This is a genomic window from Rhizobium sp. P1_E1 (genome assembly GCF_056406015.1).
This window is the reverse complement of the sequence record NZ_JBFUAY010000007.1, coordinates 59,850-73,209: the sequence shown is the minus strand read 5'-3', so window position 1 is coordinate 73,209 and position 13,360 is coordinate 59,850. Positions and strand designations below refer to the sequence as shown.

Annotated in this window: 15 protein-coding genes; 11 read left to right on the top strand and 4 right to left on the bottom strand. The window is 61.8% G+C overall.

Annotated elements, in window-relative coordinates:
- Nucleotides 1–122: 122 nt before the first annotated feature.
- From AC1D1Z_RS05105 to AC1D1Z_RS05095, 3 genes are all read right to left on the bottom strand, one after another.
- Nucleotides 123–614 (bottom strand): GNAT family N-acetyltransferase, encoded by a 492-nt coding sequence (locus tag AC1D1Z_RS05105; protein WP_477849697.1) that lies wholly within the window; start codon nt 612–614, stop codon nt 123–125.
- Between the two features lie 16 nt (nt 615–630).
- Nucleotides 631–2,046 (bottom strand): metalloprotease TldD, encoded by a 1,416-nt coding sequence (gene tldD, locus AC1D1Z_RS05100; RefSeq protein WP_446945313.1) that lies wholly within the window; start codon nt 2,044–2,046, stop codon nt 631–633.
- A 433-nt stretch (nt 2,047–2,479) separates the two neighbouring features.
- Nucleotides 2,480–3,148 carry an invasion associated locus B family protein gene (locus AC1D1Z_RS05095; RefSeq protein ID WP_018245089.1) on the bottom strand — a complete coding sequence of 223 codons (669 nt, stop codon included), beginning with the start codon at nt 3,146–3,148 and terminating at the stop codon, nt 2,480–2,482.
- A 316-nt stretch (nt 3,149–3,464) separates the two neighbouring features.
- On the opposite strand from AC1D1Z_RS05095, the gene coxB reads away from it, so the two are divergent.
- From coxB to AC1D1Z_RS05065, 6 genes are all read left to right on the top strand, one after another.
- Entirely contained in the window at nt 3,465–4,349 is an 885-nt protein-coding gene (coxB, locus tag AC1D1Z_RS05090; RefSeq protein ID WP_018449294.1) for a cytochrome c oxidase subunit II, read from the top strand.
- A gap of 17 nt (nt 4,350–4,366) precedes the next feature.
- Complete coding sequence (gene ctaD / locus AC1D1Z_RS05085; protein ID WP_446962903.1) at nt 4,367–6,082, top strand: cytochrome c oxidase subunit I; 1,716 nt, start codon at nt 4,367–4,369, stop codon at nt 6,080–6,082.
- A gap of 67 nt (nt 6,083–6,149) precedes the next feature.
- Entirely contained in the window at nt 6,150–7,100 is a 951-nt protein-coding gene (locus AC1D1Z_RS05080) for a heme o synthase (RefSeq protein ID WP_018449292.1), read from the top strand.
- A complete protein-coding gene (locus AC1D1Z_RS05075) occupies nt 7,100–7,240 on the top strand; it encodes a hypothetical protein (RefSeq protein WP_018245093.1) in 141 nt (46 codons plus the stop codon). The genes AC1D1Z_RS05080 and AC1D1Z_RS05075 overlap by 1 nt, the downstream gene beginning before the upstream one ends.
- Complete coding sequence (locus AC1D1Z_RS05070) at nt 7,237–7,845, top strand: cytochrome c oxidase assembly protein (protein ID WP_018245094.1); 609 nt, start codon at nt 7,237–7,239, stop codon at nt 7,843–7,845. Before AC1D1Z_RS05075 ends, AC1D1Z_RS05070 begins: the two co-directional genes overlap by 4 nt.
- Before the next feature lie 61 nt (nt 7,846–7,906).
- Nucleotides 7,907–8,785, top strand: coding sequence for a cytochrome c oxidase subunit 3 (locus AC1D1Z_RS05065; protein WP_018245095.1), 879 nt, complete (start codon nt 7,907–7,909; stop codon nt 8,783–8,785).
- A 55-nt stretch (nt 8,786–8,840) separates the two neighbouring features.
- Here the strand turns inward: AC1D1Z_RS05065 and AC1D1Z_RS05060 are convergent, their stop codons facing one another.
- Nucleotides 8,841–9,482: a chloramphenicol phosphotransferase CPT family protein gene (locus tag AC1D1Z_RS05060; RefSeq protein WP_157213976.1), complete on the bottom strand. Its 642-nt coding sequence runs from the start codon at nt 9,480–9,482 to the stop codon at nt 8,841–8,843.
- Between the two features lie 141 nt (nt 9,483–9,623).
- Here AC1D1Z_RS05060 and AC1D1Z_RS05055 point away from each other — a divergent pair, with 141 nt between their 5' ends.
- The 5 genes from AC1D1Z_RS05055 to rnhA all read left to right on the top strand — a co-directional run bounded on the left by AC1D1Z_RS05055 (nt 9,624) and on the right by rnhA (nt 13,305).
- Nucleotides 9,624–10,004, top strand: coding sequence for a DUF983 domain-containing protein (locus tag AC1D1Z_RS05055; protein ID WP_065277971.1), 381 nt, complete (start codon nt 9,624–9,626; stop codon nt 10,002–10,004).
- Between the two features lies 1 nt (nt 10,005).
- Nucleotides 10,006–10,752, top strand: coding sequence for an SURF1 family protein (locus AC1D1Z_RS05050; RefSeq protein WP_477849725.1), 747 nt, complete (start codon nt 10,006–10,008; stop codon nt 10,750–10,752).
- A gap of 63 nt (nt 10,753–10,815) precedes the next feature.
- A complete protein-coding gene (gene ispH, locus AC1D1Z_RS05045; RefSeq protein ID WP_011650764.1) occupies nt 10,816–11,817 on the top strand; it encodes a 4-hydroxy-3-methylbut-2-enyl diphosphate reductase in 1,002 nt (333 codons plus the stop codon).
- Between the two features lie 70 nt (nt 11,818–11,887).
- Nucleotides 11,888–12,853, top strand: coding sequence for a homoserine kinase (locus AC1D1Z_RS05040; protein ID WP_113541739.1), 966 nt, complete (start codon nt 11,888–11,890; stop codon nt 12,851–12,853).
- Entirely contained in the window at nt 12,850–13,305 is a 456-nt protein-coding gene (gene rnhA, locus AC1D1Z_RS05035; protein WP_003545999.1) for a ribonuclease HI, read from the top strand. The genes AC1D1Z_RS05040 and rnhA overlap by 4 nt, the downstream gene beginning before the upstream one ends.
- Nucleotides 13,306–13,360 lie beyond the last annotated feature (55 nt).

Genomic DNA, 13,360 nt, shown 5'->3' with positions numbered 1-13,360 from the left:
GCATCGCGCGCGAATACGGGCGGGCTGGCTAGACGGGGCCGTCCTTCTTCGGGAAATCCGGCTGCGTCTCCGGCCTTGCCGACCGCGAAATCAGCCGCATCACGATCTTCCCAAAGCTTAAGTCAGCCGACCTTATAACGGTAGAATTTGCTGTCCACCGCCATCAGCGGGAAGGAGCGGGGCAGGGCGCTCTTGGCAATCTCAGTAAAGCCGTTCTTCTCGTAGAAGCGATGCGCGGCGACGAACTTGTCGGTTGTGCCGAGGAAGATATCGGTGAGGCCGGCATCCCTGGCATGGGCAAACAGCCGATCGAGGAGCCGCGCCGCCACACCATGCTCGCGGCCGCGAACCTCGGCGGCGACGAACATCTTGCGCAGCGCCGCCTGGTTGTTGCCGATATCCTTGAGCCCGACCGTGCCGACAATGGCGCCATCCTTGACGGCGACCCAGAACTGCCCCTGGCCGGACTGATAGAAATCCGGGATGACCCTGAGATCCGGCTGCGCATCCACGGTGATATCGATGCCGAATTCTTCGCGCTGGATCGGCAGGATCACCGAAAGTAYGGCATCGGCGTCATCGGCGGTGAAGGTTCTGATTTCGACGTCCGCCATGACGGGTCCTTTCGCCTCAGGTCTGCGTGCCGCCGACCGTCACCTGATCCATGCGCAGGTGCGGCTGGCCGACGCCGACGGGAACCCACTGGCCGGCCTTGCCGCAATTGCCGATGCCGGTATCGAGCTTCATGTCATTGCCGATCATCGACACCCGCTTCATCGCATCCGGACCGTTGCCGATCAGCATCGCGCCCTTGATCGGCGCGCCGACCTTGCCGTTCTCGATCAGATAGGCCTCGGTGCAGCCGAAGACGAACTTGCCGGAAGTGATATCAACCTGGCCGCCGCCGAAGGAGACGGCATAGATGCCCTTCTTCACCGAGGCGATGATTTCCTCAGGCGTCTTGTCGCCGCCGAGCATATAGGTGTTGGTCATGCGCGGCATCGGCACATGGGAATAGCCCTGGCGGCGGCCGTTGCCGGTGGGCGCCATGCCCATCAGCCGGGCATTCTGCCGATCCTGCATATAGCCGACGAGCTTGCCGTTTTCGATCAGCACGTTATAGGCGGACGGCGTGCCCTCGTCGTCGATGGTGATCGAGCCGCGGCGATTGTCGATCGTGCCGTCATCGACGACGGTGACGCCGGGAGCGGCGACCATCTGGCCGAGAAGGCCGGCAAAGGCCGACGTCTTCTTGCGGTTGAAATCGCCTTCCAGCCCGTGACCAACAGCCTCGTGCAGCATCACGCCCGGCCAGCCGGAGCCGAGCACCACGTCCATCGTGCCCGCCGGCGCATCGATCGCCTCGAGATTGACGAGCGCCTGGCGCAGCGCCTCGTCGGCGCCGTATTGCCAGCTGCCTTCGGCAATGAAATCGCCGAAGCCGATGCGCCCGCCGCTGCCATAGGAGCCGCTCTCCTGGCGATCGCCTTCGCCGACCATGACCGAGATGTTGATGCGCGTCATCGGCCTGATGTCGCGGACGCGGTGTCCGTCGGCACGCAGGATATCGACGACCTGCCAGCTTGCGGCGACCGAGGCCGTCACCTGCCGCACCTTGTCATCCTTGCCCCTCAGATAGGCGTCGATGTCCTGCAGGACCTTGACCTTCTCCTCGAAGCTCGGCTGCCCGATCGGGTTCTCGTCGCTGTAGAATTTCTTGTTGGTGCCTTGCGGTGCTGCCGCATAGGAGCCGGAATAGCCGCGCGTCACCGCGCCGACGGCATCGGCCGCCCGCTTCAGCGCCGCCATCGAGAGATCGCCGGCATGGGCATAGCCGACCGCTTCGCCGGCAACGGCGCGCAGGCCGAAACCCTGTTCGGTGTTGAAGCTGCCGCCCTTCAGCCGGCCATTGTCGAAGGTCAGCGCTTCCGCCTGCGCATGCTCGATGAACAGTTCGCCATCATCGGCGCCGGACAGAGCCTCGGCCACGTGCTTGCGCATCGTGGCTTCATCGGCATCGAAAAGCGTCAGGAGATCGGTGGTCATGGTATGGCTCCAAGCATGCGTTCAGGAGTGCACTGACTCCCTAGATAGGGCTCCACATAATAAGGAGTGAAGCCCCGCCGTCGAATTATTCTTTGTTGGGCAGGATGATGTGGCGAGACGGAACGTACCATGCGATGAGCCGGCGGGGAACGGAGAGGGCGCGGCGCAATCTCTTCTCCCCTCGGGGAGAAGGTGCCGGCAGGCGGATGAGGGGGCTGCACGGCAGATCCTTCACGTAAACCCTGTTCCCGGTACGCCAACGATAACGCCGCCTCTCAAGACCCTGAGCACAGTCGAGGCGGTGCCAGCGCGGTCGCAGCTCGCATGGGCTTTGTTCAAAAGACCGGCTTCGCCGGCCCCCTCATCCGCCCTACGGGCACCTTCTCCCCGCTGGGGAGAAGAGGGAATCGAGACGTCGCGACTAGCCTGCGCATCACGGCAGGGCGTCGAAGCCTTCGGCGAAGCCCTTGAGGTCGACGGGGATGCCGATGCCTTCTTCCGGCGTCTGGAAGACGATGAAGGTTGCCTGGGCGCCGCTGCGGAAGGTCTTGAGTAGCTCGTCCTCGAGCACGACCTCGGCGTAGCAGCCATCGGCAAAGCAGCGGACGAAATAGGCGCGGCCGATATCCTTGCCGTCGACATTGAGCCCGAGGCCGTTCGGCAGCAGCACGCCGAGCGGCGCCAGCACGCGCAGGATCTTCGACTTGCGGTCGGCCGTCTTCAAGACGACGACGGAAAGCCCGACTTCCGGCCGATCCTCGGCGATGACGTTTTGCATCAGCGCGCATTGTTCGGTCGCAGCCCCGGCCGGCTTGTCGCAGACGACGGACCACGCGCCATGATTGGACTTTACCGTGCCGGGCGCCGGCGGCTGCGTCTGGCCGGGCGTCACCTGTTCGACATTCGGTTTGGCGGCGCTCGGCTGCTGCGGCGCCGGAGCAGGGGTCGGCGCCGGCGCGGCAGCGGGGGGCTTGGCCTGTGACGGCGTGGGTTGCTGCTGTGCGAAAACGGGCGTCGTCGCTGCGGCCGCGATGCTGGCAGTCAGGAGAAGCGACTGCGCGAGGGAACGGAAACCCATGGAAACCTCTGGATATCGAATCATTGCGGCTATTGTTGAAGCTGCCCACCAAAAATGAAAAGCCCCACCCCGTGAAAACCGGGGGACTGCGGCGGAAATTGGACCTTTGCGAAATAATGTGTCGCGCGCGGATTGGCCGGAAAGCCGATTTTTCATATGCTGATGAAAAACTTGGGATGTTTTGCCGTTCTGACCTGCCTATGCTTTGAGCAAAAATGCCGCATAGACAATTGCTCTGACCTGTTGCGGCAAATGCCAAACTGTGGTTTGAAGCGCTGAAGATGGCAAGGATTCTGCGTTCTATTTTGCAGGTCAAGCGCTCGAGGGAGATAATAAGGTGATGAAGAAGGCTTATGCAGCCCTGACCACGCTGGTCTGTCTGCTTTTTGCTTCCGGCACATATGCCGACCAGCCCATGCCGTGGCAGGCAACGCTGCAGCCGGCGGCAACGCCGATCATGCGGGAAATCCATTGGTTCGAACAATATACCCTGTGGTTTATCGTTCCGATCACGCTTTTCGTTCTGGTCCTGCTCATCGTCGTCTGTTTCAAGTTCCGCGCCAGCGCGAACCCGGTTCCCTCGAAGACGAGCCACAACACGCTGATCGAGATTGCCTGGACCGTGGGGCCGGTCCTGGTGCTTCTTCTTCTCGCCATTCCTTCGTTCAACCTGCTGACGGCGCAGCTGACGCTGCCTGAAAACCCCGACGTCACGATCAAGGCGACCGCCACCCAGTGGCAGTGGAACTACGAATATGAAGGTTCGGGCGAAAGCCCGCTGGCTTTCGATTCCTACCTGCTGAAGGATCAGGATCGTGCAGCCGCCGGCAAGGAAGACAAGTCGATCTATCCCAGACTTCTCGCCGTCGATAACGAGCTGGTCCTGCCGGTCAACAAGACGGTCCGCGTTCTCGTGACCTCTGCGCCGACCGACGTCATCCACGCCTTCGCCATGCCTTCCTTCGGCGTCAAGATCGATGCCGTGCCGGGCCGCCTGAACGAGACCTGGTTCAGGGCCGAGCGCGAAGGCCTGTTCTACGGCCAGTGTTCCGAGCTCTGCGGCAAGGACCATGCGTTCATGCCGATCGCCATCCGCGTCGTCTCCGAGGACAAGTACAAGCAGTGGCTGACCGCAGCCGCCAGCGACCTGCCCGGCGCCTACAAGACACTCATGGCTGCAACCGATGGTCCCGCAAAGACCGTCAACGTCGCCGAAGCACAGTAATTAAGGGGATCGGGACAATGGCTGGACCTTCCGCTCACGACGATCATTCTCATGATCACGCCCATCATGACCACGCGCATGATGATCACGATCACCACGATCACCACGATCACGCGCACAAGCCGAGCTTTGCCAATCGCTGGCTGTTCTCGACCAACCACAAGGACATCGGCACGCTCTACCTGATCTTCGCGATCATTGCCGGCATCATCGGCGGCGCGCTGTCGGTTGCCATGCGCATGGAGCTGCAGGAGCCGGGCATCCAGATCTTCCATGGCCTGGCCTCGATGGTCTACGGCTATGAGGGCGATGCCGCAATCGACGGCGCCAAGCAGATGTTCAACATGTTCACGACCGCGCACGCGCTGATCATGATCTTCTTCATGGTCATGCCGGCGATGATCGGCGGTTTCGCCAACTGGATGGTGCCGATCATGATCGGCGCGCCGGATATGGCTTTCCCACGTCTGAACAATATCTCCTTCTGGCTGATCGTTCCGGCCTTCGCGCTGCTGCTGCTGTCGATGTTCGTCGAAGGCCCAGCAGGCGCCTATGGCACGGGTGGCGGCTGGACGATGTATCCGCCTCTGGCAACGAGCGGCACGCCCGGACCGGCGGTTGATCTTGCGATCTTTGCGCTCCACATTGCCGGCGCCTCGTCGATCCTTGGTGCGATCAACTTCATCACCACGATCCTCAACATGCGCGCTCCCGGCATGACGCTGCACAAGATGCCGCTGTTTGCCTGGTCCGTGCTGATCACCGCCTTCCTGCTGCTGCTGTCGTTGCCGGTTCTGGCAGGCGGCATCACCATGCTGCTCACCGACCGCAACTTCGGCACCTCCTTCTTCTCTCCGGAAGGCGGCGGCGACCCGATCCTTTACCAGCACCTGTTCTGGTTCTTCGGTCACCCCGAGGTCTACATCCTCATCCTGCCGGGCTTCGGCATGGTCAGCCACATCATCTCGACCTTCTCGAAGAAGCCGATCTTCGGCTATCTCGGCATGGCCTACGCCATGGTCGCGATCGGCGCCGTCGGCTTCGTCGTCTGGGCCCACCACATGTACACGGTCGGCCTGTCCCTCGACGCGCAGCGCTACTTCGTCTTCGCGACGATGGTCATCGCCGTTCCGACGGGCGTGAAGATTTTCTCCTGGATTGCGACGATGTGGGGCGGCTCGATCTCGTTCCGCACGCCGATGCTCTGGGCGATCGGCTTCATCTTCCTGTTCACGGTCGGCGGCGTCACCGGCGTCCAGCTTGCCAATGCCGGTCTCGACCGCTCGCTGCATGACACCTATTACGTCGTGGCCCACTTCCACTACGTTCTGTCGCTCGGCGCCGTCTTCGCGATCTTCGCCGGCTGGTACTACTGGTTCCCGAAGATGACCGGCTACATGTACAACGAGCTGGTCGGCAAGCTGCATTTCTGGATCATGTTCATCGGCGTCAACCTGGTGTTCTTCCCGCAGCACTTCCTTGGCCTCGCCGGCATGCCGCGCCGCTACATCGATTATCCGGATGCCTTTGCCGGCTGGAACTATGTTTCCTCGATCGGCTCCTACATCTCGGCCTTCGGTGTGCTGATCTTCCTCTATGGCGTCTTCGAAGCCTTCGCCAAGAAGCGCGTCGCCGGCGACAATCCGTGGGGTGAGGGTGCAACGACGCTCGAATGGCAGCTGCCTTCGCCGCCGCCCTATCACCAGTGGGAACAGCTTCCGCGCATCAAGTAATTTGCGCGGACATCAGGACGCCGCCTTCGATACGGCGTCCTGATGGTAAGACATTCAGGACGGAATGATGACGGTCATCGACAATCACGAGGTGCTTGCAAAGGACGGCGAATTGTCGGAAGCGAGTGCGCGCGATTATTTCGAATTGTTGAAGCCACGGGTCATGTCGCTCGTGGTCTTCACTGCCTTTGCCGGTCTCGTGCTGGCGCCGGGCCACATCCATCCTGTCCTCGGCCTGATCGCCATTCTCTGTATCGCCGTTGGGGCCGGCGCCTCCGGCGCGCTGAACATGTGGTATGACGCCGATATCGATGCGATCATGAGCCGCACGGCCAACCGTCCGATCCCGGCCGGCCGCATCGCGCCGTCGGAGGCGCTCGCCTTCGGCCTGGTGCTGTCAGGCTTCTCGGTGGTGATCCTCGGCCTGGCCGTCAACTGGCTCTCGGCCGGCATCCTCGCCTTCACCATCTTCTTCTATGCCGTCGTCTACACCATGTGGCTGAAGCGCTCGACGCCGCAGAACATCGTCATCGGCGGTGCCGCCGGCGCCTTCCCGCCGATGATCGGCTGGGCATGCGTGACCAACAGCGTGACGATCGAGAGCACGGTTCTCTTCCTCATCATCTTCCTGTGGACGCCGGCGCATTTCTGGGCGCTTGCCCTCTTCAAGATGCGCGACTACGAGGCCGTCGGCGTGCCGATGCTGCCGAACGTCGCCGGCGAACGGGTGACCAAGCATCAGATCGTCGCCTATGCGGTGCTGACCGCCGTCTGCGCGGTATTGCCGTCCTTCCTCGGTTTCGCGAGCCTCGGTTATGGCCTCGTCGCCGCCGCTCTCGGCGCGATCTTCATATACTGTTCCATCGCCGTCTGGCGCATGCCCGACGGCGATCTGAAGATGATCCCGGCGAAGAAGCTCTTCGGCTTCTCGATCTTCTATCTCTTCGCCGTGTTCTCCGCCTTGATGATCGACCGGCTGGCCTCGCTGCTGGTCTCGCATGCGGGAGGTTGGTTCTGATGGAATTGATCAAGCTCACGGAAGCGCAGCGCAAGTCGCGCCGCAACCGCAACGTCGCCCTCGGGCTGGTGCTCGCCGGCCTCGTTATTCTCTTCTACGCGATCACCATCGTGAAGATCGGCGGGGGAATGGCTGGATGAGCGAAAACGCCGGTACACCGAAGAAGCAGGGCCGCAATAACGGCGCCGTCGTGATGATGTGTCTGAGCTTCGTCTTCGGCATGGGCGCGATGAGCTATGCCGCCGTGCCGCTCTACCGCATCTTCTGCCAGGTGACCGGCTATAACGGCACGACGCAGCGCGTCGACCAGGTGTCGAGCGTTGTGCTTGATCGCACGATGCGCGTCACTTTCGACGCCAATGTCGCGCCCGGCCTGCAATGGGAATTCAAGCCCGTCGAGCGCGAGGTCAATCCGAAGATCGGCGAGACGATCCAGGTCAATTTCACCGCCGAGAATCGTTCGAACGAAACCCAGCGCGGCCAGGCGGTTTTCAACGTCACGCCGGGCGAAGCGGGCGTCTATTTCAACAAGGTGCAATGTTTCTGCTTTACGGAAACGGACCTGAAGCCGGGCGAGAAACTCGACATGCCTGTCGTGTTCTACATCGATCCCGAAATCGTCAAGGCCGTGGAATCCAAGGATATCCACACGGTCACGCTGTCATATACGTTCTACCCGAAAGAGGGTCCGAAGCCGGTGGCTTCGAATGAGGGTGGAGCGGAGAAGATTGAAAAGAAACTTTGATCAAGGCTCGTTTCCGGCTATGCCGGGAACGGAGTGAAGGAAGACATCCGGGGATAGCTACATGGCCGATGCTCACCAGAAGAATCACGACTATCACATCATCGATCCGAGCCCGTGGCCGATTCTCGCCTCGCTCGGCGCCTTCATTATGGCGATCGGCGGCGTCTGCTACATGCGCTACCTGAACGGCGGCTCCTTCAAGGTCGCCGGCGCGGAACTCGCCAATCCCTGGCTTTTCTACATCGGCTTCGCGCTGGTGCTCTACGTCATGTACGGCTGGTGGGCCGACACGGTGAAGGAAGCCCATGAGGGTTCCCACACCCGCGTCGTCTCGCTGCACCTGCGCTACGGCATGATCATGTTCATCGCTTCGGAAGTGATGTTCTTCGTCGCCTGGTTCTGGGCCTATTTCGACGCCAGCCTCTATCCGAACGAAGCGATCCAGGCCTCGCGCCTGCTCTATACCGGCGGCACCTGGCCGCCGAAGGGCATCGAGGTCCTCGATCCCTGGCACCTGCCGATCTACAACACCGTCATCCTGCTCCTGTCGGGCACGACGGTGACCTGGGCGCACCATGCGCTGCTGCACAACGACCGCAAGGGCCTGATCCAGGGCCTGACGCTGACGGTGCTGCTCGGCGTGTTGTTCTCCAGCGTCCAGGCCTATGAATATGCCCACGCGCCCTTCGCCTTCAAGAATTCGATCTACGGCGCGACCTTCTTCATGGCGACCGGCTTCCACGGTTTCCACGTCCTCGTCGGCACGATCTTCCTGGGTGTCTGCCTGATCCGTGCGCTGCGCGGCGACTTCACCCCGAAGCAACATTTTGGCTTCGAGGCGGCAGCCTGGTACTGGCATTTCGTCGACGTCGTCTGGTTGTTCCTGTTCTTCTGCATCTACGTCTGGGGCGGCTGGGGCGCACCCCTCGCAGCCGGCTGATCGGGACGGATAAAAATCAAAAAGGCGGGTGCCATTGGCCCCGCCTTTTTTGTTTTCAACGCAAACCGGCCAGCCTTTCGAAGGCCGATGGCTCGGGAATGCCGAGATCAAGCTGGTGGCGGATCGCCTCGGCACATTCGAGCGCCGTAAGCACCGACGTATCGACCTCCATGTCGTAGATGCCGGGACGATGAACCTCGTCCTGCCAGCGCTGCACCGGCTCGGGAACCGGTGTCTCCTCGTTGCCGCGCAGGTAGAGGGTCTCGCGCCCTTCCTGTACGACCTCCCGCCGTTGCATGATCGTCTCGATCGGACAGCGCACGCCGACGAACAGCACGGAAAAGTCTTGCAGCCGCCGGGCGCAGTCGCCGAGAATGCCGAGCGGCTGCGAATAGCTATCGTGATGACCGAGATCGGCGACGACATTGAGTCCTAATCCGGCATGGATGGCGATCGATTCATAAAGCGCCGCATAGAGGAACGGCACCAGTTCCTCCAACTCCGGCCGCTCGCCGCCGGGCCTGAGCCCAATACCGGGCAGGTAGCGCTTCGGTGTCATGGCATTGTAGGTGTCGACGCCGAGGTTGATCCAAGGTCCCTCGAATCCTTCCTGAATTGCGCGCGCAATGCTGGATTTGCCGCTTCGCGGCGCGCCGTTCAGGATAATGATCTGTCCGGTATGGCTATCGTTGCTCATCAGTCTTCTTCTTCTGTTTGGCGCGAATCGCTGAGGCGAAACCGCGCAGGCCTTTCCATTCGGGATGCGAATACTTTATGGGAGAGTTAAGGCAGCATTGAAGAAGCCGCGACCGCGAATGCATCTGCGGGAAGGAATGCCATGAACGAGGACAGCGCCCATTTTCCCCCCGTCGATCCGGTGAAGACCGGCATCAAAGGCTGCTGCCCGCGCTGCGGTCAGGGCAAGCTGTTCGATGGCCTGCTCGGCTTAAAGCCGCGCTGCGCTTCTTGCGGCCTCGATTATTCCTTTGCCGATTCCGGTGACGGCCCCGCCGTCTTCGTCATCCTCATCGTCGGCTTCATCATCATCGGCATGGTGTTGTGGCTGCAGGTGAATTACGGGCCGCCGATCTGGGTGCACATCCTGCTCTTTGCTCCGTTGACGATCGTCCTGTCGCTGCTGACGCTGCGCTGGTTCAAGGGCATCCTGATCGCCATGCAATACCGTCATAATGCCCGCGAAGGACGCCTGAGTGACTGAAATGGTGCATGTAACGCCGCGCCGGCGGCTGCCTGTCTTGACCGGTATCCTGGTGCTGATCGCCCTTGCCATCCTGATTTCGCTCGGCACCTGGCAGGTGGAGCGCCTGCACTGGAAGGAAGGCCTGCTCGCCGATATCGCTGCGCGGCAAATTGCTGCCCCCGTGCCGCTTGCCGACATCGAGGCGATGGCAGCTGCAGGCGGCGACATCGAATACCGCAAGGTCACCGCCACCGGCCGCTATATCAACAACAAGGAGCGGCACTTCTTCGCCACCTGGCGCGGCCAGACCGGCTATTACATCTATACCCCGCTGGAGCTTGCCGACGGGTGCATTCTCCTCGTCAATCGCGGCTTCGTTCCCTTTGACAACAAGGAGCCGGAAATGCGCATGCAGGGCCAGCTGACGGATCAGCAGACCGTCACCGGCCTGGCGCGCGAAAAGCTTCCCGGCAAGCCCTCCTGGGTGGTGCCCGACAACGACGTCGCCAAGAACATCTTCTACTGGAAGGATCTCGACGTCATGGCCTCCAGCGTCGGGCTGGAGAAAGCGCGCGTCATTCCCTTTTTCGTCGATGCCGATTCCACCCCCAATCCGGCCGGCCTGCCGATCGGCGGCGTCACCCAGGTGGATCTGCCGAACGACCATCTGCAATATGCTTTCACCTGGTACGGGCTGGCCGCCGTGCTTATTGTCGTCGTGGCGATCTCCTGGTTCCGCAAAGGCGTCAAGACACCTCAGCAATAGTATCACTTCAATTCTCGACCATATTGGGCTAGAGGTCCCTAAATCTCTCAACCCGGAACTGACATGAATATTGCGGCGAAACCTCCTTTGACGATCAGGCTCTGCGGTCCACGCGGCTTCTGCGCCGGCGTCGACCGCGCCATCCAGATCGTCGTGCTGGCGCTGAAATCCTATGGCGCGCCGGTTTATGTGCGCCACGAGATCGTCCACAATCGTTATGTCGTCGAGGGGCTGGAGGCCAAGGGCGCCGTCTTCGTCGAGGAGTTGGACGAAATCCCGGCCGAACATCGCGCCCAGCCGGTGGTCTTCTCCGCCCATGGCGTGCCGAAATCCGTGCCGGAGGATGCGGCAAGCCGTAACCTCTTCTATCTCGACGCCACCTGCCCGCTGGTCTCCAAGGTCCACAAGCAGGCGATGCGCCACAATCGCCTCGGCCGCCATGTCGTCCTCATCGGCCATGCCGGCCATCCCGAGGTGATCGGCACGATGGGGCAACTGCCGGAGGGGTCCGTTTCTCTGATCGAGACGATCGAGGATGCCGATGCCTACGTCCCTGTTGATCCCGATAATCTCGGCTATGTCACCCAGACGACGCTGTCGGTCGACGACACGGCCGGCGTCATCACCCGCCTGCACGAGCGCTTCCCGAACCTGACGGCGCCGGCCGCGGACTCGATCTGTTATGCGACGACCAACCGCCAGGAAGTGGTGAAGCAGGCAGCCCCGGGCTGCGATCTCTTCATCATCGTCGGCGCCCCGAATTCATCCAATTCCAAGCGCCTCGTCGAAGTGGCGCTCAGGGCAGGGGCGAAGAAATCGATCCTCGTGCAGCGCGCCGCCGAGCTCGACTGGGACGAGATCGGCGCGATCTCGACGCTCGGCCTTTCCGCCGGCGCTTCCGCCCCCGAGGTCATCGTCAACGAGATCATCGAGGCTTTCCGCGCCCGCTTCGACGCCCGCGTCGAACTGGCAGAAACGGTGCAGGAAACCGAAAACTTCCTCGTCAATCGCGAACTGCGCAATATCGAGCTGACGGCGGCCGACATGGCTTTCGTCAACGGCTAGATCGGCCTTTCGGCATAGCGTCCACTCCGGCAAATCCAATATCAACAAGGCATGAAGGGCGAGACCTCACTTGGCAGTCTATACCGATATCGCCGAAGACGATCTGAAGTGGTTCCTGACGGAATATGACGCAGGCACGCTGCTCTCCTACAAGGGCATTGCCGAAGGCGTCGAAAACTCCAACTTCCTGCTTCACACCTCCAAGGATCCGCTGATCCTGACGCTCTATGAAAAGCGCGTGGAAAAGAGCGATCTGCCTTTCTTCCTCGGCCTGATGCAGCATCTCGCCGCCCGCGGTCTGTCCTGCCCGCTGCCGCTGCCGCGCCGGGATGGCGCGCTGCTCGGCTCACTGTCCGGCCGTCCGGCGGCGCTGATCTCTTTCCTCGAAGGCATGTGGCTGAGAAAGCCGGAGGCCAGGCACTGCCGCGAAGTCGGCAGGGCGCTGGCCGAGATGCATGTGGCCGGCGATGGTTTTGAGCTGAAGCGGGCGAATGCGCTGTCGATCGACGGCTGGCGGGGGCTGTGGGAAAAATCCGAAGCGCGCGCCGGCGAGGTCGAGCCCGGCCTGCAGACCGAGATCCGCAGCGAACTCGATTTCCTCTCCACTGCCTGGCCGAGCGGCCTGCCTGCCGGCGTCATCCACGCCGACCTCTTCCCCGACAACGTCTTCTTCCTCGGCGACCAGCTCTCCGGCCTGATCGATTTCTATTTCGCTTGCAACGACCTGCTCGCCTATGACGTCTCGATCTGCCTGAATGCCTGGTGCTTCGAGAAGGACGGCGCCTACAACATCACCAAGGGCACGGCGATGCTCGAGGGTTACCAGAGCGTTCGGCCGTTGAGCGATGCCGAAATCTCAGCCCTGCCGGTGCTGTCGCGCGGGTCCGCGCTGCGGTTCTTCCTGACCCGGCTCTATGACTGGCTGACGACGCCGGAAGGCGCCATGGTCACCAAGAAAGACCCGCTCGAATATCTCCGCAAGCTGCGGTTCCACCGCCAGATCAAATCGCCCGCCGAATACGGATTGAGCCTATGAAACACGTCGATATCTTCACCGACGGCGCGTGCTCCGGCAATCCCGGCCCTGGCGGCTGGGGCGCGGTGCTGCGTTATGGCGATGTCGAAAAGGAGCTTTGCGGCGGCGAGGCGGATACGACCAACAATCGTATGGAACTGCTGGCGGCGATCTCGGCGCTATCGGCCTTGAAGAGCCCTTGCGAGGTCGATCTCTATACCGACAGCGCCTATGTCAAGGACGGCATCTCCAAGTGGATATTCGGCTGGAAGAAAAACGGCTGGAAGACCGCAGACAAGAAGCCGGTGAAGAATGCCGAGCTCTGGCAGGCGCTGGAGGCGGCCCGTGACCGCCACAAGGTGACGCTGCACTGGGTCAAGGGCCACGCCGGCCACCCGGAAAACGAACGCGCCGACGAACTCGCCCGCCGGGGCATGGAGCCGTTCAAGAAGGGCAAGGCGGTTTCGTTTTAACCTGGCACCCAGTGTGGTCGGCACAGCCTTGAGAAGAATTGACAACTGGACCCCT

Excerpts from the sequence above, each read along its gene's own strand:
- tldD (WP_446945313.1), bottom strand. The coding sequence starts at position 2,046 with ATGACCACCGATCTCCTGACGCTTTTCGATGCCGATGAAGCCACGATG.
- AC1D1Z_RS05095 (WP_018245089.1), bottom strand. The coding sequence starts at position 3,148 with ATGATTCGATATCCAGAGGTTTCCATGGGTTTCCGTTCCCTCGCGCAG.
- coxB (WP_018449294.1), top strand. The coding sequence starts at position 3,465 with ATGAAGAAGGCTTATGCAGCCCTGACCACGCTGGTCTGTCTGCTTTTT.
- ctaD (WP_446962903.1), top strand. The coding sequence starts at position 4,367 with ATGGCTGGACCTTCCGCTCACGACGATCATTCTCATGATCACGCCCAT.
- AC1D1Z_RS05080 (WP_018449292.1), top strand. The coding sequence starts at position 6,150 with ATGACGGTCATCGACAATCACGAGGTGCTTGCAAAGGACGGCGAATTG.
- AC1D1Z_RS05075 (WP_018245093.1), top strand. The coding sequence starts at position 7,100 with ATGGAATTGATCAAGCTCACGGAAGCGCAGCGCAAGTCGCGCCGCAAC.
- AC1D1Z_RS05070 (WP_018245094.1), top strand. The coding sequence starts at position 7,237 with ATGAGCGAAAACGCCGGTACACCGAAGAAGCAGGGCCGCAATAACGGC.
- AC1D1Z_RS05065 (WP_018245095.1), top strand. The coding sequence starts at position 7,907 with ATGGCCGATGCTCACCAGAAGAATCACGACTATCACATCATCGATCCG.
- AC1D1Z_RS05060 (WP_157213976.1), bottom strand. The coding sequence starts at position 9,482 with ATGAGCAACGATAGCCATACCGGACAGATCATTATCCTGAACGGCGCG.
- AC1D1Z_RS05055 (WP_065277971.1), top strand. The coding sequence starts at position 9,624 with ATGAACGAGGACAGCGCCCATTTTCCCCCCGTCGATCCGGTGAAGACC.
- AC1D1Z_RS05050 (WP_477849725.1), top strand. The coding sequence starts at position 10,006 with ATGGTGCATGTAACGCCGCGCCGGCGGCTGCCTGTCTTGACCGGTATC.
- ispH (WP_011650764.1), top strand. The coding sequence starts at position 10,816 with ATGAATATTGCGGCGAAACCTCCTTTGACGATCAGGCTCTGCGGTCCA.
- rnhA (WP_003545999.1), top strand. The coding sequence starts at position 12,850 with ATGAAACACGTCGATATCTTCACCGACGGCGCGTGCTCCGGCAATCCC.